Below are 24,912 nucleotides of genomic sequence, written 5' to 3'. Positions count from 1 at the left end.
GGAACGACGGAACAACTGAGATGCAGGGGCATCGGGTTTCAATGGGTAAGATCACAGGTTTTCTCGAGATCGAGCGGCATGACCGCAAGTACGAGCCGGTCGCCGATCGACTCAAGACCTTCAACGAGTTCGTCATTCCGCTGAGCGAGAAGGACACGCGCGACCAGGCCGCGCGCTGCATGAATTGCGGCATCCCCTATTGCCACGGCACCGGCTCGGTCCAGCCGGGCACGCCGGGCTGCCCGGTCAACAACCAGATCCCCGATTTCAACGACCTCGTATATCAGGGCAACTGGGAAGAGGCCTCGCGCAACCTGCACTCGACCAACAACTTCCCCGAATTCACCGGCCGGATCTGCCCGGCGCCGTGCGAGGCGTCGTGCACGCTGAACATCGACGACAACCCGGTCACCATCAAGACCATCGAATGCGCGATCGTCGACCGCGCCTGGGACAATGGCTGGCTGAAGCCGGAGATCGCTCCCCAGAAGACCGGCAAGAAGGTCGCCGTGATCGGCTCCGGCCCCGCGGGCCTCGCCGCAGCCCAGCAGCTCGCGCGCGCCGGCCACGAGGTGCATGTCTACGAGAAGTTCGCCAAGGCCGGCGGCTTGCTGCGCTATGGCATTCCCGACTTCAAGATGGAGAAGGGCATCATCGACCGCCGCGTGGCGCAGATGGAAGCCGAGGGCGTCACCTTCCACTACGGCAAGGCCGTCGGCGGCAGCACCCCGGGCGCGATCGATCCGCAGGAGCTGGCCAAGCAGTATGACGCCGTGGCGCTGACCGGCGGCGCGGAAGCCCCGCGCGACCTGCCGATCCCCGGCCGTGATCTTTCCGGCATCCACTTCGCGATGGACTTCCTGCCGCAGCAGAACCGCCGCGTCTCCGGCGAGCCGCTGAATGGTGCCGCCGACATCCTCGCCGGCGGCAAGCATGTCGTCGTGATCGGCGGCGGCGACACCGGATCGGACTGCATCGGCACCTCGTTCCGTCAGGGCGCGAAGTCCGTCACCCAGCTCGAGATCATGCCGGCGCCGCCCGAGCACGAGAACAAGGGCCTGACCTGGCCGAACTGGCCGCTGAAGATGCGAACCTCGTCGAGTCAGGCCGAAGGCGCGGTGCGCGAATTCGCCGTGCTGACCACGAAGTTCGAAGGCAAGGACGGCAAGGTCAGCAAGCTGCATTGCGTCAAGGTCGACGACAAGTTCAAGCCGCTGCCCGGCACCGAGTTCACGCTCGACGCCGAGCTGGTGCTGCTGGCGATGGGCTTCGTCCATCCGGTGCACGAGGGTCTGCTCAAGACGCTCGGCGTCGAGCTCGACCAGCGCGGCAACGTCCGCGCATCGCTGCAGGACTACCGGACCTCGCGCGCCAAGATCTTCTCGGCCGGCGACATGCGCCGCGGCCAGTCGCTCGTGGTGTGGGCGATCCGCGAAGGCCGCCAGTGCGCGCGCTCGATCGACGGCTTCCTGATGGGCAAGACCGACCTGCCGGGGTAAGCCCTCGGCAGACACGTCGAACTGCATCTCACAAACGCTGCTGTCATCGCCCGCGAAAGCGGGCGATCCAGTATTCCAGAAACGTCAGAGATTGAGCCGAGAGGCCGCGGCGTACTGGATGCCCCGCCTGCGCGGGGCATGACAGTTCACGCGTGGTTCGACTTGCGTATCCTCACCGCTAGTTCTGCACCCGCACGCCCAGCATCACGACCGTCGATGCCGAGCTCTGTCCGGCCAAGTTCGAATCCAGCCAGTCGCGGCGCAGGGTGCCCTTGATCCACAGGCTGCGGGTCATCTTGTAGATCAAATCGGCCGACACCGAGTAGATCGTGTCGTTGCGGTTGTCGCCCTTGTACTCGAGCGTGCCGTAGCTGAACTTGCCGATCGCGGTCAGCCAGCGGCGGAAGTCGTGGTCGACCTCGATGGTGTAGGTGCGCGACAGCACGCCGGAGGTGCCCGGCAGCGTGGTCTCGCCGAGCTGGGTGTCGGAATAGAATTTGGCCGTGGTCAGCGGCGTCGCGGTCCAGGTCAGTGAGGCCGTGGTGAGCAGGCCTTCGAGCCGGTTGAGCCTTGTGTCGGCGTAGTCGCGCATCGCGTAGCCGATCGAGACTTCGCCGAACAACAGCCGGGTGAACTCGAACGAGGTGCCGGCCTTGGCATAGCCGCCCGATGAATCGCGCGCGTAGCCGGCGCGGTCGAGGAAGAGATCGTGGACGCGGCTGTCGCCCTGCACCTCGATGAAGGGCTTCACCGCCGGGTTGAGCTCGTAGCTGACGCGGCCGACGCCGCCATATTGGGTGAAGTTGCGGTCGTCGTTCGACGACGAGGTGCCGTCGGTCAGCTTCGACCATTGGTAGTCGGTGCGATCGACGGTGGCGCCGAGCGAGACCTGCATGCGGTTGAAATTCTGGTCGATGCCGAAGGTGCCGCCGACCGTAGAGTAGAGCGGATATTTGGCGAGGCCGGCCTGCACGTTCGGGCTGCCGGGATTGTCGGTCGAGACCAGCATGCGGGCCTGCGCCGTGAGATGGGTGTCCCTCGAGACATCGAGACGGCCATCGATATGGCCGGTGAAGCTCGGACGGTCGACGTCGAGCGGTGCCGACAGCGGCGTGCCGTCAATCTGCGTCAGCTGGGAGCCGTAGCCGGTGAAGGAGCCGCGCAGATCGGCGACCACGGCGTGACGCTCCCAGTCCGAGATCGCGACGAATTCCGGCGCCACCATGTAGAACGCCTTGCCCTGCGGCGAATTCAAGCGGCCCGGATTGGTGTCGTAGCCGGCCATCACCTCGACCGCGGTCTTGACCATGAACGAGCCGGCGTAGTCGCCGACCGCGCCGAACGGATCGTCGTCGATCTTGAGCCGCTTGCGCGGCGGCTGACCGACGATGGTGCCGGCCATCGCCGGCGGCAGCGGCGGCTTGTTGGCGGTCTCCGACGGCGGGATCGACAGCCGCAACTGCCCGGCCGCGGTCAGCGGCGGCGGCGGCGGCACCGGCGAGCCGGGTCCCGGCGGCGGCTTCGGCTTGGCCTGGCCTGGATAGTATTTCGGCTTCAGGCGTTTGCGATTGAGCGCGTCATAGCCCGAGGTCGCGGCGCCATTGGCGGCCGGAAGACCGTAAGTCGGGACCTGCCCGACACGGTCCGAGGTTGAGGTTGATGTCGACGACGGCAAGGCTCGCCGGCTCGGATCGGCGTCCGGCAATCTGAGGCCGTTGAGCGGATCCATCGCGTCGGCGGTGGTCCGGCGCAGCGGCGACTCCGGGTTGATCACCTGGCTCTGCCGGTTGGGGCTGAACAGGTCGGGCGTCACGGTCTGGGCACTGCTGAGCCCGGTCGTCGCGATCAGCTCAGGAGCAGTCAGCAAAAGACATGGCAAAGCCACGCGAACGAGACGTCCGCGCCGATTTGGGCCGCTTGCTGGCCGCCGCCACACGATGGAAATACTCCAACGAATTCATATACTTGACATACGCATCTCGCCGGGCGGCGAAAAACGTCGTTAATGGAGTTAAAACAATTATGGTTAATGAGCCGTTGAGGATCCGCCGCCGCGCGTCGCGTCGCGGAATCGAACGTGCTAAGGGAGATGCCCGGGTGCAAAACCCCTCCCCTGGAATCCGAAATGGCCAAACCGAAACCGCTGATGACCAAATCATCCGGCCCCGATGACGGCGCCGTTCAGTCGGCGCTCCGCACCCTCGATGCCGAAGCCAGCGGCGTCGCTGCGCTCTCCGCGGCACTCCGGTCCGATCTCGGCGCGCCGTTCACGGCTGCATCCGAGCTGATCTGCAAGGCCAAGGGACGGCTGATCGTGACCGGGCTCGGCAAGTCCGGCCATATCGGGCGCAAGATCGCCGCGACCTTCGCCTCGACCGGCACGCCGGCGTTCTTCGTGCACGCGGCGGAAGCGAGCCATGGCGACCTCGGCATGATCACCGCCGACGACGTGATCCTTGCGCTGTCATGGTCCGGCGAGCAGCCCGAGATGCGCAACCTGATCGCCTATGCGGCGCGCTTCGGCATTCCTCTGATCGCGATGACCGCCGACAAGGACTCGACGCTGAGCAAGGCCGCCGACGTGCAGCTGACGCTGCCCAAGGCCCGCGAGGCCTGTCCGCACAATCTTGCGCCGACCACGTCTTCGCTGATGATGCTGGCGCTCGGCGATGCGCTGGCAATCGCGCTGCTCGAGGGCCGCGGCTTCACCTCGACCGATTTCAGCGTGCTGCATCCGGGCGGCAAGCTCGGCGCGCTGCTGAAATATGCCCGCGACCTGATGCACACCGGCGACGCGCTGCCGTTGAAGCCGCTCGGCACCAAGATGTCGGACGCGCTGGTCGAGATGACGTCGAAGGGCTTCGGCTGCGTCGGCATCGTCGACAGCCACGGCCATCTCGCCGGCATCGTCACCGACGGCGATCTGCGCCGGCAGCTGACGCGCCCCGACCTGCTGACGCTGTCGGTCGACGAGGTCATGACCAGGACCCCGAAGACGATCGGCCGCGACACGCTGGCCGGCGAAGCGCTCGAGCTGCTCAACGCCTCCAAGATCACGACGCTGATCGTGACCGATGCCAAGAAGCCGGTCGGCATCATCCATCTGCACGATCTGCTGCGCGCCGGCGTGGCGTAGGTTCCTCCGTCATTCCGGGCTCGCCGCTTCGCGTCGCCCTCAGATGCGCAATTGCGCACCGGGGAATGACGCTCACTGCGGAAACCGCGCCGCGGTCGCCTCCAGCGGCAGGGCGAGCGCGTTGGCGAGGTAGGAGACGGTGCGGTAGAAGCCGCACAGCAGGATGATCTCCAGCACCTGATCGTCGTCGTAGTGTGCTGACAGCGCCGCGAACTCCGCGTCGTCCAGCGTCGCACGCGCGTGCAGCGCATCGACCGCCGCGATCAGCGCCTGTTCGGCCGGCGACCAGCAATCGGCATCGGCGTTGCCGCGCACGGTGGCGTGGACCTGTTCTTCCGACAGCCCGGCCGCGGCGCCGAACGCCGTGACATGCACGCCCCATTCATATTCGCAGGCGTTGAGCGCGCAGGTGCGGTCGATCACGATCTCGCGGTCCCGCAAGGAGAGCGGCCCGCGGTCGAGCAGGCTGCCGCCGCGAAACTTCTCCCACGCGCGCGGATGGCCGGCCATCGTGCGGAACAGCACCAGCGGCGGCTTGCCGCGCATGATGCGGTCGAAATGTGCTGTTGAACGTCCGCCGCATAGGGCGGATCGAGCGGCGCGATGCGTGACATGGGCTGATCCTGTTGCTACATTTAATGTAGCGATACGCTACAATATCTGTAGCGGTGTGCAAGAGAGATTCGAGCGGGAGCGCGACATGCCGAAGCAGGTTCCGAGCGCAAAACCGAGCGTCCGCGGCTCGCGGTCCGGCCGCCCGATCATGGCGCTGCTCGATCTGTTGGGTCGGCGCTGGACCTTGCGCATCGTCTGGGAGCTGCGCGAGGGCGCGCTGACCTCGCGTGCGCTGCGCACCGCCTGCGACGAGGCCTCGCCGACCATTCTGCAAACGCGATTGACCGAGCTGCGCGAGGCCGGCTTCGTCGAGTTGTCGGAGGAAGGTTACCGTCTCACCGCGCTCGGCTGGGAGCTGTTTGCGACCTTCACACCGCTCAACCGCTTCGCCGAGCGCTGGAGCAGGCAGGCAGGCAGCTAGACCGCGGCCACCGTCAGGCTGGCGCCGTCGGCGCGCACCACCTTCACGCGGCTTCCCGCCGGCGCGTCGGGGCCGGCGACGCGCCAGACCGTGTCGTCGATCCGTACAGTGCCCGATCCGTCGACAATCGGCTTCTCCAGCGTGAACTCGCGGCCGACCAGGGCTTCGTTGCGGCGGTTGAGGAACGGATTGCTCCTGCTCGCCTCGGTCGCTCCCCTGGCAAAATGCCGCCAGGCCGGCACCGCGAGCGCGGCAAACACCGCGAACATCAGGAGTTGGATCTGCCAGGATGGCGTGAACACGAAGGACAGCAGGCCGACCACGAGCGCCGCGAGCCCGAGCCAGAACAGGAACACCCCGGGCGCTGCAAGCTCCAGCGCCATCAGGATGAAGCCGAAGATCAGCCAGTTCCAGGTACCCAATGTCGAAAACATCTCGGCCATGACGTGACCTCTACCATTGTGGACGCGACGCCGTCACGTCCTCACCGCTGCGGCGGCACCGGCGGTGGCGGCGTCGGACCGGCCGGCGGCACCGAGCCGCGGCGCGCGGCCGCCGCAGCCGATGCGGCGCTCTCGCCGAAGGTCGCCTTGGCGATCTCGCCAATACCGGCGAGCGAGCCCAGGATGCTGGTCGCCTCGATCGGCAGCATCAGCACCTTCTGGTTCGGTGAATCGGCCAGTTGCCCGAACGCCTTGATGTACTTGTCGGCGATGAAATAGTTCAGCGCCGCGACGTCGCCCTTGGCAATCGATTCGGAGACCATCTGCGTCGCCTTGGCCTCAGCCTCGGCGGACCGCTCGCGCGCCTCGGCGTCGCGGAAGGCGGCCTCCTTGCGGCCTTCCGCCTGCAGGATCTGGCCCTGCTTTGCACCCTCGGCGCGCAGAATCTCCGACTGCCGCTGCCCCTCCGCCTGCAGGATGTCGGCGCGCTTGACGCGCTCGGCCTTCATCTGCCGGCCCATCGCCTCGACCAGGTCGGCCGGCGGCACGATGTCCTTGATCTCGATGCGGTTGACCTTGACGCCCCAGGGCGACACCGCGGCGTCGACCACGCGCAGCAGCCGCTCGTTGATCTCGTCGCGATGCGACAGCACCTGGTCGAGATCCATCGAGCCCATCACCGAGCGGATGTTGGTCATGGTCAGGACCGTGATCGCCTGGTTGAGATTGGCGACCTCGTAGCTCGCCTTCGCGGCGTCGAACACCTGGTAGAACGCGACGCCGTCCACCGTCACGGTGGCGTTGTCCTTGGTGATCACCTCCTGCTCGGGGATGTTGATCACCTGCTCCATCATGTTGATCTTGCGCCCGATGCGATCGAAATAGGGCACGATCAGGTTGAGGCCGGGCGACAGCGTGCGGGTGTATTTGCCGAACCGCTCAATGGTCCAGTCATAGCCCTGCGGAACGGTTTTGATCCCGGCGAACAGCGTGACGATGACGAGAAGAACAAACGCGATCGCGAAAATGTCGAAGCCAGTCATGAAGTCCTCCAGGCACGGTCGTGCATTGGTCGGCAGGACCGCTTCGCCGGTTCAGCCGGCTGTTGTTCTCCCTAGCACATAGGAGGCGGTCGTGCGGGCCACCAGATGCACGAAGGCTGAACGAACCGCGATGTCGGTTGTCACGGATCGTTAACAAAGCGCTTCAGCCTTGCTAGATCCAGCCCTGAAGCTCGCGCAACACCAGCTGGCGGATCACGTCCATGCCGCCGACGCTGTCGTTGAGACAGGGGATCGCCGCGAACTGCTCGCCGCCATGATGCCGGAAGATCTCGGCATTCTCCTGGGCGATCTCCTCCAGCGTCTCCAGGCAGTCGGCGGAGAAGCCGGGCGTCACCACGGCAATACGTCGCACGCCGTCCTTCGCCAGCTTCTCGACGGTCTTGTCGGTATAGGGCTGCAGCCACTCGGCATTGCCGAAACGCGACTGGAAGGTGAGGATCAGCCTCGAGGCATCGAGCCCGAGCCGCTTGCGCAGCGCGTTGGTCGTGGCAATGCACTGCGCCTGGTAGGGATCGCCCTTGTCGACATAGTCCTTCGGCATGCCGTGGAACGAGGCGAGGATGACCTCCGGCTGGAACGGCAACGTCGCAAGATGGTCGTTGATCGAGACCGCCAGCGCCTCGATGTAATCGGGGTCGTCGTAATAAGGCGGCGTCACCCGCAAGATCGGCTGCGCGCGCATGCCGGCCAGCACGCGAAACACCTCGTCGCAGACGGTCGCCGACGTCGCCGCGGAATATTGCGGATAGAGCGGCACCACCAGCAGCCGGCCGCAGCCCTGCGCCGCCAGCGCCTCGATCCGTTCCTTGATCGACGGATTGCCGTAGCGCATCGCCCAGTCGACCACGACGTGGTCGTGATCGGCGATCGCCTCCGCCAGCTTGTCGGCCTGCGAGCGCGTGATGGTCTTCAGCGGCGACTCGTTCTTCTCGGTGTTCCAGATCTTCAGATAGTCGCGCGCCTTGCGGGCCGGACGGACGCGCAGGATGATGCCGTTGAGGATCAGCTTCCAGACCAGGCCCTGATTCTCGATCACCCGCGGATCGGACAGGAATTCCTTCAAGTAGACCCGCACGCCCGCGGCGTCGGCGGTATCCGGCGTGCCGAGATTGACCAGCAGCACGCCGACCCGCTCCGGCTTCGGCGCCGCGGCAGGCTTCGCACTCTCGAAGGGAATTACCGTGCTCATGATGGCCTTGCGCCTAAAATCCTTCGCTTGGGGCTTTGGGCTTCGCGCGTTGCTCCAACCTTGTCAAGCAGAGCGCGAGTTGGCTACCTTCCGCCCCGTGAATGGGGGGAACCATGACGATCGCCGAATGGTGCGTCTTCGGGACGCTGATGCTTTCGCTCCTGACGATCGTATCGGTGAAATGGATCAGCTTTCGCAGCTTCGACAATTCCAGGCCGCGCGATCCCGATTTCTACGACGACCCGATCCGCTCGCGGGCGCTCGGCGCCCACCAGAACGGCATCGAGACCTTCCCGTTCTTCGCCTTCGCCGTGTTGCTCGCCGAATACCGCGTCGGCCCGCTGCGGCTGATCGACGAACTCGCGGTGCTGTTCCTGATCGTGCGGATCGCCTACGTCTTCACCTATATCGGCAACCGCCCGACGCTGCGCTCGATCCTCTGGAGCATCGGTTTCGCGATCAACATCGCGATCTTCTTCCTGCCGGCGATCAGGGGATATCTGACGAGCTGAGTTGCCTCTCTCCCCGCCTCCGTTCCTAGTGAGGTGAGTGCGCCGGTCAGGCTCCTTCTCCCCCTGCGGAAGAGGGTGGGGAGAGGGGTGGCCCCGGGCGAGATGTACGAGGGCGAGCAAAGCTCCATCAGCCAACATCTCGCACGCCGCCTGGTAAGCGCTCGCACCCAACAAGCAGTGGAGCAAGCGGCACCCCTATCCCTAACCCTCTCCCGCAAAGGGAGAGGGAACCCTCGCAGCGATGCGCCCCTCACTCAGGAGACCTCTCCCCGCAAGCAGGCGAGGTGACCTCACAAGCACGTCGCCCGTTCGGCCGCGACATAGCCGAACAGCAGCCCGAGTCCGAACAGCAGCACCAGACCGGCGGCAGCGAATTCCAGGCCGCGCATGATCAGCATGCCGCCGCCGTCGCGCACCGCGCTCAGCCGCTCGGCCATGCCGCGCGCCGACACCGCAACCAGCGCGATCGCGGCGACCGTAATGGCGGTGCCGAACCCCATCGCGAAGGTCGCGGCAATGCCAGCCCAGAACAGGCCCTGCGCCAGCGCGAACACCAGCACCAGGATCGCGCCCGAGCACGGCCGGATTCCGACCGTCAGGATCGCGCTCAGACCACGCCGCCAGCCGCCCGGGCCTGCGAGCTCGGCCGGCGTCGGCCCGTGCGAATGGCCGCAATGCTCGTCATGGACGTGTTCCGCGTCATGATCGTGGTCGTGGCCATGATGCTCGTGGTGGTGATGGCCGTGATCGTCATGCGCGTGACGATGGTGATCATGGCCATGGTCCCGGTGCACGTGATCGTGATGGTCATGGTCATGCTGATGCGTGCCGGCCAACGCCAGCGCCGGACGCGGCAGCTGGAGCGCCCGGAAAAAACCGCCGCCCTTGACCCAGACCAGCCGGGCACCGAACGCTGCGATCAGCGCGTAGCTGGCGATTTCGATCGCCTTCTCCGCCCCGCACATCGTCCTCGCCGTCGCATTGAGCAGCCAGGCGCAGACGCCGACGATGGCGACCGCGACCAGCGACTGCATCAGCGCCGAGGCGAACGACAGCACGACGCCGCGCCGGGCCGTCTCGCGGTTGGCGACCATGTAGGACGAGATCACCGCCTTGCCGTGGCCGGGACCGGCGGCATGGAAGATCCCGTAGGCAAACGAGATCGCAAGCAGCGTCCAGACCGCCGAGCCATCGGACTTCGCGGCGCGGATGGTCTGCGAGATCTCGCGGTAGAACTCCGACTGCTTGGCCAATAGCCAGCCGACGATCCCGCCCTGCGGCTCCGCCGCGCGCGGCGCACCGAACGGATTCTGCGCCAGCAGCGCATGAACCGTGCCGTCGAGCAGCGCGAACCCGGTCAGCACGGCGGCCGAAAGCGCAAGACCGCGCATCGCACGAGAGACGTTCTGCGTCATGGGCACTCCACCGTGATCTTGTTGGCGAACATCATGCCGAAATTGCCGTTGCTGCCGTCGAGGAAGTTCTGCTCGCCGAGCTTCTGCGCGGCGGCGGTGCCGTCACTGTTCGGCCGCTCGAACTGCATCTTGCAGTCGGCGGCGGCACCGACCAGCTTGACCGGATCCTTATCGGCGAACTGGAAATCGATGAAATAGGTCGGGTCGAACACTTCGAGCGAGAGCTTGCTGGCCTTGAACGGCGTCTTCACCGGCAGGGTGAAGTGCAGCGTCAGCGCCGAGTCCTTGTACTCGAGGAAATAGTCGACCGGCTCGGTGAACTTCTGCTTCTTGCCGTCGCCCTTGGCGAAGGTGAAGTAGGCGTATTCCTTCAGCGACTCGACATTGGTCTGGGCCAGCGGCGCCAGCTCCTCGCGGCTGTAGGCACCCTTCACCTTGGTCTCGATGCCCTGCAGCGCATAGGTCGAGAACATGTCGTCGAAGGTCCAGGCGTGGCGGACGCCGGTGATGGTGCCGTCGGGCGCGTAGATCACTTCGCTTTTGGCGGTGATCCAGACATGCGGATGGGCCTCGGCCGCCGCCGTGCCGAGCACGACGGTGACCGCGAGCACGAGCCAGGCGATCGGCCGGCTGAGGGACAGCCTCACCTTCAGGCCGCCTCTGGCGTCTCGAGCAGGCCGCGCCGGCGCAGCAGGGCATCCGGCTCCGGTTCGCGGCCGCGGAAGGCGACATAGGCCTCCTCCGGATCGCGTGAGCCGCCCGACGAGTAGATGTCGTCATGCAGCCGCTTGGCGGTCGCCGGATCGAAGATGTCGCCGGCCTCCTCGAAGGCGCCGAAGGCGTCGGCGTCCATCACCTCCGACCACATGTAGCTGTAATAGCCGGAGGCATAATGGTCGCCGGAGAAGATGTGACCGAACTGGGTCGGCCGGTGGCGCAGCGAGATTTCCGCGGGCATGCCGATCTTCTCCAGCTCCTTCTGTTCGAAGGCGCGGACGTCCCGGCTCGCCGCCGCCGGCTGGGTGTGGAATTCGAGGTCGACCAGCGCCGAGGAGACGAACTCGACGGTGGCAAAGCCCTGGTTGAACTTGCGCGCGGCGAGGAAGCGCTTGAGCAAATCGTCCGGTAGCGCCTCCCCGGTCTGGTAGTGGCGGGCGAAGCGCTGCAACACCTCGGGCCGTTCCTGCCAGTGCTCGTAGAGCTGCGAGGGCAACTCGACGAAGTCGGTGAACACGGACGTGCCCGACAGTGACGGGTAGGTCACGTTGGAGAGCATGCCGTGCAGGCCGTGGCCGAACTCGTGGAACAGGGTCCGCGCATCGTCCGGCGACAGCAGCGACGGCGCGCCGTCGGCGCCCTTGGCGAAGTTGCAGACATTGATGACCAGCGGCGCGACGTCGCCGTCGAGCTTCTGCTGGTCGCGCAGCGAGGTCATCCAGGCGCCGGAGCGCTTCGAAGGCCGCGCGAAGTAGTCGCCATAGAACAGCGCCTTGTGCTGGCCATCGCGGCCCTTGACCTCCCAGACCCGGACGTCCGGGTGCCAGACCGGGATGTCCTTGCGCTCCGCGAAGGTGACGCCGAACAGGCGGGTGGCGCAGTCGAAGGCGGCCTCGATCATGTGGTCGAGCACCAGATAGGGCTTGATCGCGGAATCGTCGAAATTGGCGCGCCGCTGGCGCAGCTTCTCGGCGTAGTAGCGCCAGTCCCAGGCCGCCAAGGTGAAATTACCGCCCTCCTCCGTGATCAGCGCCTGCAACGCGTCGCGGTCGGCGAGCGCCCGCGCCCGCGCCGGCTTCCAGACCCGCTCCAGCAGACCGCGCACGGCCTCCGGCGTCTTGGCCATGGAATCCTCGAGGCGGTAGGCGGCGTAGGTCGGGAAGCCCAGGATCTTCGCAGTCTCCTCGCGGAGCCTGAGGATCTCCACGATGGTCGCGTTGTTGTCGTTGGCGTTGCCATTGTCGCCGCGGGCGGTGAAGGCCTTGTAGACCTTCTCGCGCAGGTCGCGCCGCTGCGAGCTCTGCAGGAACGGCTCGACCGAGGAGCGCGACAGCGTCACGATCGCCTTGCCGGCCATACCGCGCTCTTCCGCCGCAGCCTTGGCAGCCGCCACGAATGTGTCGGAGAGGCCGGCGCGGTCGCCCTCGCCGAGTTCCATGAACCATTGCTGCTCGTCGCCGAGCAGATGGTGGCTGAACGAGGTGCCGAGATGGGCGAGCCGCTCGTTGATCTCGGCCATCCGTACTTTTGCGGCCTCGTCGAGCCCGGCGCCGGAGCGGTGGAAGCGGGTATAGGTACGCTCCAAGAGCCGCATCTGCTCGCCGGTGAGGCCGAGCGAGGCGCGCTTCTCGTGCAGCATGGCGATGCGGCCAAACAGCACAGCGTTCATCATGATCGGATTCCAGTGCCGCGCCATCCGCGGCGACACTTCCTTGTCGATCTCCAGGATCGCCGGGTTGGAATGCGCCGACACCAGGTCGTAGAACACGGCCGAAACCTTCGACAGCAGCTTGCCGGAACGCTCCAGCGCCGTGATCGTATTGTCGAAGTCGGGCAGCGCCGGATCATGGGTGATCGCAGCCACTTCCGCCGAATGATCGGCGAAGGCCTGCTCGAAGGCGGGCAGGAAATGCTCCGGCTTGATCTCGGCGAAGGGCGGTGTCTCGAGCGGCGTCTGCCACGCCTTCAGGAGGGGGTTGGCAATAGCCTCTGCGCTGGTTTCTGACATCGAATGTCCCGTTTTTCGCCTTGAAAATGCGGCCCAATCTATATCACGCGATACGGCATTTTTGGGCCTTTTGCGCTTGATAGATGGGCTCTTTTCGGAGAGATTGCGCCCCCTGAACAGGACCTATTTCATGACCATGCAGCCCTCCGCCTCAGGCAACAGCCGGATCTACTGGCCGAGCGTCATCACGGTGATCTCGGCGGCGATCCTGATCGGCGCGGAAGTATTCGGCGCGGCGTTCGCCGGCGGCTGGGCGCTCGCGATCCTGTTTGGACTCAACGACACCGGCGCGCACATCCTGCAGGCCGTGCTGTTCGGCCTCGGCGTCCTGATCATGATCGCCTTCATCCGCGGCGCGCAGCGCATCGAGCCGTTCACGCGTCGCGCGTGAGTTCGTGCGATTCAAGAAAGCGCTGCGGCACAGGGCTAAAACGCACACGCTTCGTTAGCCATTCTTAACGGCCGTTCATCTTCAGCGACTGCTCGACGCGCCATCGCAAGCGCGCGTTAGGGAAATTTGTCGCTATCGCAAAAAAATTCTTGCGAAGCGAATTCAAAAGACTTATTTCCTGCCTTGCCCAATTTCGCACGTGCCTGTGGTCGTGTGTCAGTCGGTAGGTATCCGGACAAGAGGCCGGACAGCCGCCAAGGGGTGGAAGAACCGAGGGTCGCTTACGTCCATTTGGACAGTCCATCTGGACACGAGGCGGCCAGCATCTCTCTCCAGGGATGCCTTGTTGAAGGTCTCGCCACTCTTTGCAACCGTGACTGGCAGCCGGAGGCGAACCGGCGCACCCCGCTCTCCACGGGGGACGCGACTTAAAGCAACGACGGATCGGGCTTTTTTGGTCTCTACCGGCAGTCCAACGCCGGCGCGGGCTACTGAAAAGGCTTGTCCTTCATTGCCAGGTGAGCGGGCGGGAAACTCTCCCAACCAATCCACGGCAGCACAGTCTGGTTTGAGTCTTTTGGCCTCGACGCGCCTCCATCGCGCGATGTGGCCGGAGCGCTCTCACCCGACGTCACGTTGATGCGGATCCCGTCGCTGGGGCCGCTGGAGAGTGCCATGACTGAACGTATCCAGGAATTCCTGCGCAACCGCCGCCAGGATGGTCTCGACACCGAGCCGTGCCTCGTCGTCGACCTCGAAGTCGTGCGCGACAACTACCAGACCTTTGCCAAGGCGCTGCCGGACAGCCGCGTGTTCTACGCGGTGAAGGCCAACCCTGCGCCCGAAGTGCTGTCGCTGCTGGCTTCGCTCGGCTCCTGCTTCGACACCGCGACCGTCGCGGAGATCGAGATGGCGCTGGCTGCCGGTGCGACGCCGGACCGCATCTCCTATGGCAACACGATCAAGAAGGAGCGCGACATCGCGCGCGCCTTCGCGCTCGGCATTCGCCTGTTCGCAGTCGATTGCGCCGCCGAGGTCGAGAAGGTCGCCCGCGCCGCTCCCGGCGCCAAGGTGTTCTGCCGCATCCTCTATGACTGCGCCGGCGCCGAGTGGCCGCTGTCGCGCAAGTTCGGCTGCGATCCCGAGATGGCGGTCGAGGTGCTCGACCTCGCCAAGCGCCTTGGGCTGGAGCCGTGCGGTATCTCGTTCCATGTCGGCTCGCAGCAGCGCAAGGTGAAGGCGTGGGACCGCGCGCTCGCGATGGCCTCGACCGTGTTCCGTGACTGCGCCGAGCGCGGCATCAACCTCACCATGGTCAACATGGGCGGCGGCTTCCCGACCAAGTATCTCAAGGACGTTCCGCCGGTGCTGCAATATGGCCGGTCGATCTTCCGCGCGCTGCGCAAGCATTTCGGCAACCAGATCCCGGAGACGATCATCGAGCCGGGCCGCGGCATGGTCGGCAATGCGGGCGTGATCGAGACCGAGGTCGTGCTGATCTCGCGCAAGAGCGACGAGGACGAGGTGCGCTGGGTCTATCTCGACATCGGCAAGTTCGGCGGTCTCGCCGAGACGATGGATGAGTCGATCCGCTACGCGATCCGCACCCCGCATGACGGGGCGGACATGACGCCGTGCGTGCTCGCGGGCCCGACCTGCGATAGCGCCGACGTGCTGTACGAGAAGCTGCCGTATCCGCTTCCGGTGACGCTCGAGATCGGCGACAAGCTGCTGATCGAAGGCACCGGCGCCTATACGTCGACCTACTCGTCGGTGGCGTTCAACGGCATTCCGCCGCTCAAGACCTACCACATCTAAACCGCCTCGAGGTCGAGGCCTGATGAACCGGGAGCCGGCCCCGCCGGCTCCTTACCGATCATTTTTGATTTTTCCGAACGACGCTTGCTGCGGCGTACGCCATGCCGTTGCAAGCGGGGACTGACGTGCCATGACTGCAAAACGGAACACCGCCGCTGCCCTCATCCGAAGAGCCGCCCCGTTCGCGATCCGTGCGGAGCGTGCCTCGGACGTCGTCGCGCGCGAAGCGCTGCTGGATGCCTGCTTTGGCGAGAACCGCCAAGCGCGCACCTGCCAGCGCCTGCGTGACGGACGCGCGCCCGCCCAAGGCCTGAGCCTTGCCGCGGTGCGCCAGGGCGACCGGTTGGTCGGAACCGTGCGGCTGTGGCACGTCAGCGCGGGAGGCCGCAGCGCGCTGATGCTGGGGCCGCTGGCGGTCGACGACGACTGCCGCGGCCTCGGCGTCGGCGCCGCGCTGATGCAGCGCGCGCTGGCTGTGGCGAAGGCCCGCGGCCATGGCGCCGTGATCCTGCTGGGCGATGCGCCCTACTACGCCCGCTTCGGCTTCACCGCCGCCAAGACCGGCGAGCTGTCGCTGCCGGGCGCGTTCGAGCGCGACCGGCTGCTCGGCCTCGAGCTGGTCGAGGGGGCGCTGGACGGCGCCTGGGGCATGATCACGCCGGCCGGCGCACCGCTGTTGCCCAAGAGACCATTGCTCAAGACCAAGGCATCCCGTTCCCGAAAGGCACCGCTCGCCGTGCCGCACGCGGCGTAGGGCGGGCACCATGTCGGAGAGCCTTCCCGCAATCGATGGCGCGCGCCCGCGTTGGCGCGGCCTCGTCACCACGATCATGCTGGTCCTGATCTCGGTCATGATCGTCCGGGACATCCTGATCCGGCGCTGGGCCGGCGCGCCGCCCTCGCCGCCGGACACCACGCAGCAGTCCCGCTAGCCCCAGCCGTCAGGCTTCCAGGTCAGAATCCGAGGGGTTGCGCGGGCGGCAAGAATGCCCGTAAACCCCGCGCACAGCCATTTTCCGTCGAGGTCCAGCATGTCCCGCCGCCTGATTTCCACCGGCTCGCCGTTCGAGAAGACCGCCGGCTACAGCCGAGCCGTGATCGACGGCGATTTCGCTTTTGTCGCAGGAACCACCGGCTACGACTACACCACGATGACCATGCCATCGGATGTCACGAGCCAGTCACGGAACTGCTTCAAGACCATCGAGGCCGCCCTCAAGGAGGGGGGCTTCGCGATGGCCGACATCGTCCGCGCGACCTACTACCTCACCGACGTCAACGACGCGGATGCCCATTTCTTGGTCTGTGGCGAGGTTCTCGGCGACATCCGTCCGGCGGCGACACTGCTGATCGTGGCCGGGCTTCTGAAGCCCGAGATGAAGGTCGAAATCGAAGTCACCGCAAAGCGACGCAATCCCTGATCCACTCTACCCGCCGCTCGGCGCTCTCCTGGAGAAAATGATGAGCCCCTCCTCGCAGATCTACGCGAAAATCACCGGCCCCATTGTCATGATCGGCTTCGGCTCGATCGGCAAAGGCACGTTGCCGATGATCGAGCGGCATCTCGATTACGACAAGTCGCGCATCACCGTGATCGATCCCAAGGACGAGGGCCGCAAGGCGCATTGCGAGAAGCACAACGTAAAATTCATCCAGCAGGCCGTGACCAAGGACAATTATCGCGACTTGCTGAGCCCGCTGCTCACCGAAGGCGGCGGCCAGGGCTTTTGCGTCAATCTCTCGGTCGATACCGGCTCGACCGACATCATGGAGCTCTGCAACGAGCTTGGCGCACTTTATATCGACACCGTCAACGAGCCCTGGCTCGGCTTCTATTTCGATTCGTCGAAGGGTCCTGAAGCGCGCTCCAACTACGCGCTTCGCGAAGTGACGCTGGCCGCCAAGAAGGCACGCCCCGCGGGCTCGACCACGGCCGTGTCCTGCTGCGGCGCCAATCCCGGCATGGTCTCATTCTTCGTCAAGCAGGCGCTGCTCAATGTCGCCGCCGATCTGAAGCTCAATGCCCCCAGGCCAAAGACCAAGGCCGAGTGGGCGGACCTGATGCGGCAGGCGGGTGTCAAGGGCATCCACATCGCCGAGCGCGATACCCAGCGCTCCAAGTCGCCGAAGGAGCCCGATGTTTTCGTCAACACCTGGTCGGTGGAAGGTTTCCTGTCGGAAGGCGTGCAGCCGTCCGAACTCGGCTGGGGCACCCATGAAAAATGGATGCCCGAGAATGCACGGACCCACGAAGCCGGCTGCGGCGCGGCCATCTACCTGATGCAGCCCGGCGCCGACACGCGGGTGCGGACCTGGTGCCCGACCCGCGGCGCGCAATACGGCTTCCTCGTCACCCACAACGAGTCGATCTCGATCTCCGATTACTTCACGGTGCGTGATGCATCAGGCACCGCGATCTACCGGCCGACCTGCCACTACGCCTATCATCCGTGTGACGACGCGGTGCTGTCGCTGCATGAAATGTTCGGCCGCGCCGCCAGGATGCAGGAGAAGCACCACATCCTCGACGAGAACGAAATCGTCGACGGCATCGACGAACTCGGCGTGCTGCTGTTCGGCCACGACAACAACGCCTACTGGTACGGCTCGCAGCTCTCGATCGAAGAAACCCGCAAGCTCGCGCCCTATCAGAACGCCACCGGCCTGCAGGTGACCTCCGCCGTGCTCGGCGGCATGGTGTGGGCGCTGGAGAATCCGAACGAGGGCATCGTCGAAGCCGACGAGATGGATTTCGACCGGTTGCTGGAAATCCAGCTGCCCTATCTCGGCCCGGTGAAGGGCTTTTACACCGACTGGACCCCGCTGACGGATCGCCCGGGACTGTTTCCGGAAGACATCGACACCAGCGATCCCTGGCAGTTCAAGAACATCCTGGTGCGCTGACCCGACCCGATCTCCACTCTCGTCATTCCGGGATGGCCCGAAGGGCCAGGCCCGGAATGACGGCAGCTATTTCGCTATATAGTCGAACGCCACCGAGCCGAGACCGAGCGTAAGATCGGCCTTGTAGTGCAGCGCCGAGACCACCTCGCGCACCGGCAGGCGGGCGACGTCGCACAGCGCGTGAGGAAACAGGCCGAGCGCGGCGGGGCCGGTCCATGCCTCCTTCAAGGTGATGTCCTCGAGATGAAACCGCACCAGCTCGCAGATCCGCGGGCTGCCGTCGACATGCGGGATGATCTTGAGAATAAAGTTCGGCGCCGCCATCGATTTCAGCACGGTGTCGTGGTCGACCTTGCGATGCTTGTAGCCCATGGTGGCGGAGGCGCACAGCACCGAGCCGTAATGCAGCGAGCCGACCAGGACGTCGCTCTCGACCTCGATCCTGGGCTTGGCCAGCTTCTTCGGAAATCCCCACAGCTCGCGGCCGCCGGCGATCGGGCCCTCGTCGTCGAGATACATCGCGTGGGTGTAGGCGCCCAATTCGCCCTTGAAGCGGACCGGGATCACCTGCCCGGTCTCGGTGTAGTCGCCGAAGCCGGTCGAGTCCGGCATGCGGATGAATTCATACTTCACCACGGGCTCGGCAACCTCGAGCGGCTCCGGCACCACGGCCTGGAGCGCTTCCGGATCGGTCTTGTAGGTGATGATGAAATATTCGCGGTCGAAGAACCGGTACGGCCCCGGCGGAAACGACGGGTTGGTGAGCGGCATCGAATAGGCGGTGCGCCGGACGTCCTCGATCTTCATGGATGGCCCCATCTGTCGTTGGCAAGACGACGGATTATGGCGGGCGGGGATGACGGAGGCGAGACAGTATAATCGGCAGCATCAGTCAAATGCGCGTCACATGCGCCGACCGGAGAGCCTATTTCTTCTCGATCGGTGGTGCGGTCTTCTCGGCGGGCGCCGGCGGCAGCACCGGCTTGGCGCCGGCCTTCTGCGCCTCGGCATCGGGACGCGCCGGCTCCGGCGCCGGCGTGGTCGGCCGTTCGCCGCCGGGTCTTGACTCGGCCGGCGGCGCGGTCTTCGGCGGCGCCGGCGATGGCTGTAGCGGCTGGGCTGCCTGCGCCAGCTCTTGCGGCGAAGATGCGTTGATTGCCTGCAGCGACAGCACGGCGACCGCGACGCCTGCCACCACCAGCGTGGAGGCGATCACGACGTCCGCCCGCAACTTGGTTCGATCCGCAGCCATCTCGTTCACCCCGCATCGTGTCAGCGAGGTCAACGATCCGGCCACCGCATGGTTCCTGGGCGCCGCCTGCGTGGAACCGCCTCAATCCGTGGTGCTGATTTCCCAGGTCGCGTGGCGCACGCCGGGCTGATGTTGCATGTCGACCACTACCGCGTTCAGCTCGTTGGGTTCGACCGCGGTCGAGACCAGCTCCGCCACGATCTCGAGGAAGTCGTCGCCGGCCTCGACCACGTTGACATCGGCGACCGGATAGTTCGCGGCCTCGAGCTTCTCCACGACGGCGTCGCGCACATCGGGCAGCACCTCCGCGGTGACCACGACCTTGAAGTAGTAGGTCGCCTCCAGCGCCTTCTCGTTGAGCGGGATACGGTTGATGGCGTTGACCAGCGGACGCAGCAGCGTGTTGCCGGCGATCACGAACACGGTCAGCGCCGCGGCCTGCGCCACCAGGTCGGCGCCGGCGCAGGAGCCGACCGCGGCCGAGGCCCACAGCGTCGCCGCGGTGTTGAGGCCGCGCACGTCCATGCCCTGCTTCATGATGACGCCGGCGCCGAGGAAGCCGATCCCCGACACGACATAGGCGATCACCCGCACCGCGCCGTCGGCGCCCGCCAGATGCATCGCGAGGTCGACGAAGGCGGCCGCGCCGACCGCGACCAGCACGTTGGTGCGCAGGCCCGCGGTGCGCTGCCGGTACTGCCGCTCGGCCCCGATCAGGGTGCCGAGCACAAAGGCCGATGTCAGGCTGATCAGCGTGTCGAGGAAGTCGGCGAGCTGGAATGTCGTGAGGAATCGCATGGCATCTACCGGTTCTTCATTTGATGCGTTTTCTTCACGCGAACCGGTACCCACTTCGCTCGAAAACGCTGCGTATGCAGCGATCTCTTACATTTCCAGAATGCCCGCGTCACCATCTTCCGTGCCGAAGGCGAGCAGCGTGCCTTTGGCATTCCAGCCCAGCGCAGACACCGCCGTGCCGGTATTCCGCCGTACCAGGATCTCGGCGCCGTCCTCGAGCCGGACCATCAGCACGGTGCCATCGGCATAGCCGACCGCCATGATGTCGTTCTTCGGATGGCAGGCGACCACGGCGACCCGCGCCGGCATCGGCGCCAGCATCGCCGGCTCCTTGCCCATCGGCCCGTCCTTGCTGGTGAACGGCCAGACGATCACGGTATCGGCGCCCGAGGTCGCGAGCCCCTTGCCGCCGACGCTCCACGACATCGAGCGCACCCGGCCCGGATAGCCGCTCATCCGCATGTGCCGGTTGTCGGCGAGCCGCCAGCCATGCATGGCGGCCTCGTGCATCGCCGTGACCAGGAACTTGTTATCCGGGCTGAAGGTGACCGCGAGATGCGAGCCGGCCCATTCCAGGAATTCCGGATTGGCGGCCATGTTGGGAAACCACAACGTCACGCCGTTGTAATGCGCGATCGCGAGCCGCAGCCCCTTCGGTGCGAACGCCAGCCCGCCGACGGTCGACGGCACCTCGAACGTTTTTTCCTCGCCCTTGGGATTGCGCACGAAGGCGGTCTTGCCTGCCGACCACGCCACGGTGCCGTCGCTGTGCAGGGCGACATTGTCGATCCAGCGCCGCTTGGCGTCGATCGCGACTGTCGAGATCTCGCCCTTGGCGTCGATCGCGATCAGCTTGCCGTCGTCACCGCCGGTGACCAGCCGCTTGCCGTCGGAGGCCGCGCACAGGATGGCATCGAAATGCGTCTCGGTGCGCGTGATCTCGCCGTCGGCGGTTGCAATCGCAATGCTCTCCTCCGCACCGACGAAGAACGCGCGGTCGCCGAGGAAATGCACCGAGCCGACCGCTGCGCCCAGCGGAAGCGGCTTGACGCGGTCGGTGATCGACACGATGGAAGATTGGGCCTCGCCCGGGTCGAACTCCTTCATCACGTGGTGATGCACTGCTCGAAGCCGTCGCGGATCGCCTGCTCCGGCAGCTCGCGACCGATGAACACGACGCGGCTCTCGCGCTTCTCGCCGTCCTTCCACTTCCGCTGATGATCGCCCTCCAGCATCATGTGGACGCCCTGGAACACGTAGCGGTCGTCATCACCGGTGAAGGCGAGGATGCCCTTCGAGCGCAGGATCTTCTGGCCCTCGGTGGCGACTAGGTTCTGCAGCCATGGCATGAACTTGGTCGGGTCGAGCGGCTTCTCCGAACGCAGCGACAGCGACTGCATGTCCTCGTCGTGATAGTGCTTCAAGCCATGACCGTGATCATGATGGTGGTGATCATGGTCATGGTGATGACCGTGGTCATGATGGTGATGGTCATGGTCGTGATCGTCGCCGGCCTCGAGGAAATCGGGCTCGATCTCCAGGATGCGGTCGAGGTCGAACGCGCCGCGCTCCAGCACGTCGGTCAAGCCAACCTGACAACGTTCGGTACGGTGCAGCTTTGCGTAGGGATTGATGCCGCGGATGCGGGCCTCGACCTCGGCAAGCTCGGGCTTGGAGACCAGGTCGGTCTTGTTCAGCACGATGACATCGGCGAACGCGATCTGGTTCTTGGCTTCCGGCGCATCCTTCAAGCGGTCGCTCAGCCACTTGGCGTCGGCGACCGTGACCACGGCATCGAGCCGGGCGTTCTTCTGCACGTCCTCGTCGACGAAGAAGGTCTGCGCGACCGGCGCCGGATCGGCAAGGCCGGTGGTCTCGACGATGATGGCGTCGAACTTGCCCTTGCGCTTCATCAAGCCGTCCATGATGCGGACGAGGTCGCCGCGCACCGTGCAGCAGACGCAGCCATTGTTCATCTCGAACACTTCCTCATCGGCGCCGATGATGAGGTCATTGTCGATGCCGATCTCGCCGAATTCGTTGACGATGACCGCGTATTTCTTGCCGTGGTTTTCCGACAGGATGCGGTTCAACAGCGTGGTCTTGCCGGCGCCGAGATAGCCCGTCAGCACGGTCACAGGAATTTTTTGCGAAGCTTCAGCCATAACAACTCCGGGAACTTGGGTTCGCGCTCAACCCCGGCAGGGAGGCCCCTGCCCCTACCCGGCGACCGCGCTGGTCAGGGCCTTTATATTGTGCCTGACCATATCAATGTAAGTGGGTGCCTGGCCCTTTTCGCCCGTCAAACTGTCCGAATACAGGGTGCCGCCGACCCGGGCGCCGGTCTCGGCTGCGATCCGCTGGATCAGGCGGGGATCGCTGATATTTTCGAGAAAAACTGCAGGAATTTTCGCAAGCTTGATCTGGGCGACGATGGCGGCGATATCGCGCGCGCTGGGCTCGGAATCCGTGGAGACGCTGAGCGGCGAGAAGAACGTGATCCCGTAAGCGTCGGCGAAATAGCCGAAGGCGTCGTGGGTCGAGATCACCTTGCGACGCACCTCCGGTATTTTCGCCACCGCCTCGTGCACCTCGCGGTCGAGCGCCTCCAGCCTGGCGAGATAAGCGTCGGCATTGGCCTTGAAGACGGCCGCCTTGTCGGGGGCCGCGGCGATCAGTCCGTCGCGGATATTGGCAACGTAGATCTTCGCATTGGCGACGGATTGCCAGGCATGCGGATCGTCATGGCCGCCCAGCTTCCGCGGCATGATCCCCTTGGTGGCCACCGCGATCGGCGCCTTGCTGCCGGAGGCCTGCAGCAGGCGCGGCAGCCAGCCCTCGAAGCCGAGGCCGTTGATGACGAGGAGGCGGGCGTCGGCGACCTTCTTGGCGTCCGCCGGCGTCGGCGCGTAGACATGCGCATCGCCATCGGGCCCGACCAGCGCCACCACGTCGACGTCGTTGCCGCCGACATTGCGCACCATGTCGGCGAGGATCGAGAAACTCGCGACCACGTTGATGCGTTCGGCGGCTTGTGCCGCACCGCTCGCCAGCACCAGCGCCAGGGATATCAAGCCAAGCAAATGCCGCATCATTACGCCTCGAGATGCCGTCCGGGAAACAGCTGCCGCACCAGGCCGCTGACATTGCCGAACAGCAGCGACACGATATAGAGACCCGCCGCAACCAGGATGATCGCGGGGCCGGAGGGAATCCGGGTCTGGTACGACAGCACGAGCCCGGCATAGCCGGAAACAATCGCGCTAGCGACCGCGATGCAGATCATGGTGGTGATGTCGCGCGACCAGAACCGCGCGATGCCCGCAGGCAGGATCATCAGCCCGACGCCGAGCAGCGTGCCGAGCGCGTGGAAGCCGTTGACGAGGTTGACCACGACCAGCGCCAGGAAGGCGAGATGCGCCGGCGCACCGGCCCGGCTCACGGTGCGCAGGAACACCGGATCGACGCATTCGATCACCAGCGGCCGGTAGATCACCGCAAGCACCAAGAGCGTGATGGTGGCATTGAATGCGATCACCAGCAGCGTCTGGTCGTCCATCGCCAGGATGTTGCCGAACAGCACGTGCAAGAGGTCGATGTTGGTGCCCTTGATCGAGACGATGGTGACGCCGAGCGCGAGCGAGACCAGGTAGAAGGTCGCAAGCGAGGCGTCCTCCTTCAGCTCGGTGGTGCGGGCGACAAGGCCCGCCAGCAGCGCCACGGTGAAGCCCGCGATCAGGCCGCCGGTCGTCATCGCGAACAGATTGAGCCCTGACAGCAGGAAGCCGATCGCGGCGCCCGGCAGGATCGCATGCGCCATGGCATCGCCGACCAGGCTCATCCGCCGCAGCATCAGGAACACGCCGATCGGCGCACCGCCGAGCGACAGCGCGATCACGGCCGCCAGCGCGCGGCGCATGAACTCGAACTCGGTGAAGGGCGTGATCAGTGCGTCAGTCAGCATCGGCGTCAGGCAGCCCGTGAGCGCGGATCGGCGGCGCAGGCCGCGGCAGAGTCGTCGAACGCTTCGCACATCCGCATCGCGACCGTCAGGTTCTCCGCCGTCAGCGCCTCTGCCGTCGGGCCCCATTCCACCGGGCCTCGCGCCAGCAGGAGCGTTTCCGGGAAATTGTTGCGCACCATGTCGAGGTCGTGCAGCGCCGCCAGCACGGTGCGACCCTCGCCGTTCCAGCGCTTCACCAGATCAAGCAGATCGGCGGTGGTCTTGGCGTCGATGGCGTTGAACGGTTCGTCGAGCACGATCAGGCGGGCGTCCTGCAACAGCACGCGCGCGAACAGCATGCGCTGCATCTGGCCGCCGGACAGCGTGCCGATCGGCCGGTTCTCAAAACCGTTGAGGCCGACCGCGGCGAGCGCCGCCAAAATCTTGCCGCGCGCGGCCTTGCCGATGCCGCCGAAGAAGCCGGTCGAGCGCCACAGCCCGGTGCCGACGAAATCGAACACCGAGATCGGGAAGGTGCGGTCGATGTCGGCGGATTGCGGCAGGTAGGCGATGTCACGGTGCTCGAGCCCGTCGAGATCGATCACGCCCGACAGCGGCTTGAGCACGCCCGCGATGCCGCGCAGCAGGGTCGACTTGCCGGCGCCGTTCGGGCCGATCACGGCAAGCAGCGCGCCCGCCTCGACCACACCATTGAGATGGTGCACCGCCGGGTGGCGGTCATAGCCGAGGGTGACGTCGCGGAAGGTGACAAGCGCAGCCACGGGCC

Annotated in this window: 25 protein-coding genes and 1 pseudogene; 10 read left to right on the top strand and 16 right to left on the bottom strand. The window is 65.6% G+C overall.

Annotation, left to right across the window (positions count from 1 at the left end; all coding sequences use genetic code 11):
* Window positions 1–41: 41 nt before the first annotated feature.
* A complete protein-coding gene (locus JQ507_03830) occupies window positions 42–1,499 on the top strand; it encodes a glutamate synthase subunit beta (protein ID QRI70676.1) in 1,458 nt (485 codons plus the stop codon).
* A gap of 178 nt (window positions 1,500–1,677) precedes the next feature.
* Here the strand turns inward: JQ507_03830 and JQ507_03825 are convergent, their stop codons facing one another.
* Entirely contained in the window at window positions 1,678–3,435 is a 1,758-nt protein-coding gene (locus JQ507_03825) for an outer membrane beta-barrel protein (protein QRI70675.1), read from the bottom strand.
* Window positions 3,436–3,624: 189 nt separating this feature from the next.
* Between JQ507_03825 and JQ507_03820 the strand changes: the two genes are divergently transcribed.
* Entirely contained in the window at window positions 3,625–4,635 is a 1,011-nt protein-coding gene (locus JQ507_03820) for a KpsF/GutQ family sugar-phosphate isomerase (GenBank protein ID QRI70674.1), read from the top strand.
* A gap of 72 nt (window positions 4,636–4,707) precedes the next feature.
* Here the strand turns inward: JQ507_03820 and JQ507_03815 are convergent.
* A pseudogene (locus tag JQ507_03815) lies at window positions 4,708–5,249 on the bottom strand (carboxymuconolactone decarboxylase family protein).
* Window positions 5,250–5,335: 86 nt separating this feature from the next.
* On the opposite strand from JQ507_03815, the gene JQ507_03810 reads away from it, so the two are divergent.
* Window positions 5,336–5,671, top strand: a complete 336-nt coding sequence (locus JQ507_03810) for a helix-turn-helix transcriptional regulator (GenBank protein ID QRI70673.1) — start codon at window positions 5,336–5,338, stop codon at window positions 5,669–5,671.
* On the opposite strand, the gene JQ507_03805 is transcribed toward JQ507_03810, so the two are convergent.
* The 3 genes from JQ507_03805 to JQ507_03795 all read right to left on the bottom strand — a co-directional run bounded on the left by JQ507_03805 (window position 5,668) and on the right by JQ507_03795 (window position 8,367).
* A complete protein-coding gene (locus JQ507_03805) occupies window positions 5,668–6,114 on the bottom strand; it encodes an NfeD family protein (GenBank protein ID QRI70672.1) in 447 nt (148 codons plus the stop codon). The two genes, JQ507_03810 and JQ507_03805, sit on opposite strands and share 4 nt — an antisense overlap.
* Window positions 6,115–6,155: 41 nt before the next feature.
* Complete coding sequence (locus JQ507_03800; protein QRI70671.1) at window positions 6,156–7,157, bottom strand: SPFH/Band 7/PHB domain protein; 1,002 nt, start codon at window positions 7,155–7,157, stop codon at window positions 6,156–6,158.
* 172 nt (window positions 7,158–7,329) lie between these two features.
* Window positions 7,330–8,367, bottom strand: a complete 1,038-nt coding sequence (locus JQ507_03795) for a ferrochelatase (protein ID QRI70670.1) — start codon at window positions 8,365–8,367, stop codon at window positions 7,330–7,332.
* Window positions 8,368–8,480: 113 nt separating this feature from the next.
* Here JQ507_03795 and JQ507_03790 point away from each other — a divergent pair, with 113 nt between their 5' ends.
* Window positions 8,481–8,879, top strand: coding sequence for an MAPEG family protein (locus JQ507_03790; protein QRI70669.1), 399 nt, complete (start codon window positions 8,481–8,483; stop codon window positions 8,877–8,879).
* Window positions 8,880–9,169: 290 nt separating this feature from the next.
* Here the strand turns inward: JQ507_03790 and JQ507_03785 are convergent, their stop codons facing one another.
* Genes JQ507_03785 through JQ507_03775 form a run of 3 tightly spaced genes read right to left on the bottom strand, consistent with a single transcriptional unit; the run spans window position 9,170 to window position 13,019 of the window.
* Window positions 9,170–10,294 (bottom strand): nickel/cobalt transporter, encoded by a 1,125-nt coding sequence (locus JQ507_03785; GenBank protein QRI70668.1) that lies wholly within the window; start codon window positions 10,292–10,294, stop codon window positions 9,170–9,172.
* On the bottom strand, window positions 10,291–10,917 hold the full coding sequence (locus JQ507_03780; GenBank protein ID QRI73162.1) for a DUF1007 family protein: 627 nt from the start codon (window positions 10,915–10,917) through the stop codon (window positions 10,291–10,293). The genes JQ507_03785 and JQ507_03780 overlap by 4 nt, the downstream gene beginning before the upstream one ends.
* A gap of 26 nt (window positions 10,918–10,943) precedes the next feature.
* Window positions 10,944–13,019, bottom strand: a complete 2,076-nt coding sequence (locus tag JQ507_03775) for a M3 family metallopeptidase (GenBank protein QRI70667.1) — start codon at window positions 13,017–13,019, stop codon at window positions 10,944–10,946.
* A 136-nt stretch (window positions 13,020–13,155) separates the two neighbouring features.
* Between JQ507_03775 and JQ507_03770 the strand changes: the two genes are divergently transcribed.
* The 6 genes from JQ507_03770 to JQ507_03745 all read left to right on the top strand — a co-directional run bounded on the left by JQ507_03770 (window position 13,156) and on the right by JQ507_03745 (window position 18,132).
* Window positions 13,156–13,410 (top strand): hypothetical protein, encoded by a 255-nt coding sequence (locus JQ507_03770; GenBank protein QRI73161.1) that lies wholly within the window; start codon window positions 13,156–13,158, stop codon window positions 13,408–13,410.
* A 675-nt stretch (window positions 13,411–14,085) separates the two neighbouring features.
* The gene (locus tag JQ507_03765) at window positions 14,086–15,228 is read left to right on the top strand and encodes a type III PLP-dependent enzyme (protein ID QRI70666.1); all 1,143 of its coding nucleotides are present in this window, start codon (window positions 14,086–14,088) and stop codon (window positions 15,226–15,228) included.
* 130 nt (window positions 15,229–15,358) lie between these two features.
* Window positions 15,359–15,982 (top strand): N-acetyltransferase, encoded by a 624-nt coding sequence (locus tag JQ507_03760; protein QRI70665.1) that lies wholly within the window; start codon window positions 15,359–15,361, stop codon window positions 15,980–15,982.
* A gap of 10 nt (window positions 15,983–15,992) precedes the next feature.
* Window positions 15,993–16,160, top strand: a complete 168-nt coding sequence (locus tag JQ507_03755; GenBank protein QRI70664.1) for a hypothetical protein — start codon at window positions 15,993–15,995, stop codon at window positions 16,158–16,160.
* Window positions 16,161–16,259: 99 nt separating this feature from the next.
* On the top strand, window positions 16,260–16,649 hold the full coding sequence (locus JQ507_03750; protein ID QRI70663.1) for a RidA family protein: 390 nt from the start codon (window positions 16,260–16,262) through the stop codon (window positions 16,647–16,649).
* A 40-nt stretch (window positions 16,650–16,689) separates the two neighbouring features.
* Complete coding sequence (locus JQ507_03745; GenBank protein QRI70662.1) at window positions 16,690–18,132, top strand: homospermidine synthase; 1,443 nt, start codon at window positions 16,690–16,692, stop codon at window positions 18,130–18,132.
* Between the two features lie 66 nt (window positions 18,133–18,198).
* On the opposite strand, the gene JQ507_03740 is transcribed toward JQ507_03745, so the two are convergent.
* From JQ507_03740 to JQ507_03705, 8 genes are all read right to left on the bottom strand, one after another.
* Window positions 18,199–18,939: an acetoacetate decarboxylase gene (locus tag JQ507_03740; protein QRI70661.1), complete on the bottom strand. Its 741-nt coding sequence runs from the start codon at window positions 18,937–18,939 to the stop codon at window positions 18,199–18,201.
* Window positions 18,940–19,057: 118 nt separating this feature from the next.
* Window positions 19,058–19,384 carry a hypothetical protein gene (locus tag JQ507_03735; GenBank protein QRI70660.1) on the bottom strand — a complete coding sequence of 109 codons (327 nt, stop codon included), beginning with the start codon at window positions 19,382–19,384 and terminating at the stop codon, window positions 19,058–19,060.
* Window positions 19,385–19,465: 81 nt separating this feature from the next.
* Window positions 19,466–20,182, bottom strand: coding sequence for an MgtC/SapB family protein (locus JQ507_03730; GenBank protein QRI70659.1), 717 nt, complete (start codon window positions 20,180–20,182; stop codon window positions 19,466–19,468).
* Window positions 20,183–20,269: 87 nt separating this feature from the next.
* Complete coding sequence (locus tag JQ507_03725; protein QRI70658.1) at window positions 20,270–21,289, bottom strand: WD40 repeat domain-containing protein; 1,020 nt, start codon at window positions 21,287–21,289, stop codon at window positions 20,270–20,272.
* Window positions 21,289–22,347 carry a GTP-binding protein gene (locus JQ507_03720; protein ID QRI70657.1) on the bottom strand — a complete coding sequence of 353 codons (1,059 nt, stop codon included), beginning with the start codon at window positions 22,345–22,347 and terminating at the stop codon, window positions 21,289–21,291. Before JQ507_03720 ends, JQ507_03725 begins: the two co-directional genes overlap by 1 nt.
* Before the next feature lie 54 nt (window positions 22,348–22,401).
* Complete coding sequence (locus JQ507_03715) at window positions 22,402–23,274, bottom strand: metal ABC transporter substrate-binding protein (GenBank protein ID QRI70656.1); 873 nt, start codon at window positions 23,272–23,274, stop codon at window positions 22,402–22,404.
* Window positions 23,275–23,276: 2 nt separating this feature from the next.
* The gene (locus tag JQ507_03710; protein ID QRI70655.1) at window positions 23,277–24,146 is read right to left on the bottom strand and encodes a metal ABC transporter permease; all 870 of its coding nucleotides are present in this window, start codon (window positions 24,144–24,146) and stop codon (window positions 23,277–23,279) included.
* 5 nt (window positions 24,147–24,151) lie between these two features.
* Window positions 24,152–24,907, bottom strand: a complete 756-nt coding sequence (locus JQ507_03705) for an ABC transporter ATP-binding protein (GenBank protein QRI70654.1) — start codon at window positions 24,905–24,907, stop codon at window positions 24,152–24,154.
* Window positions 24,908–24,912: the final 5 nt, after the last annotated feature.

Source organism: Bradyrhizobium sp. PSBB068, from assembly GCA_016839165.1.
In the GTDB taxonomy this organism is placed as follows: Bacteria; Pseudomonadota; Alphaproteobacteria; order Rhizobiales; family Xanthobacteraceae; genus Bradyrhizobium.
Note: the sequence above shows the minus strand (reverse complement) of the source record. Positions and strands in the feature narration are given on the sequence as shown.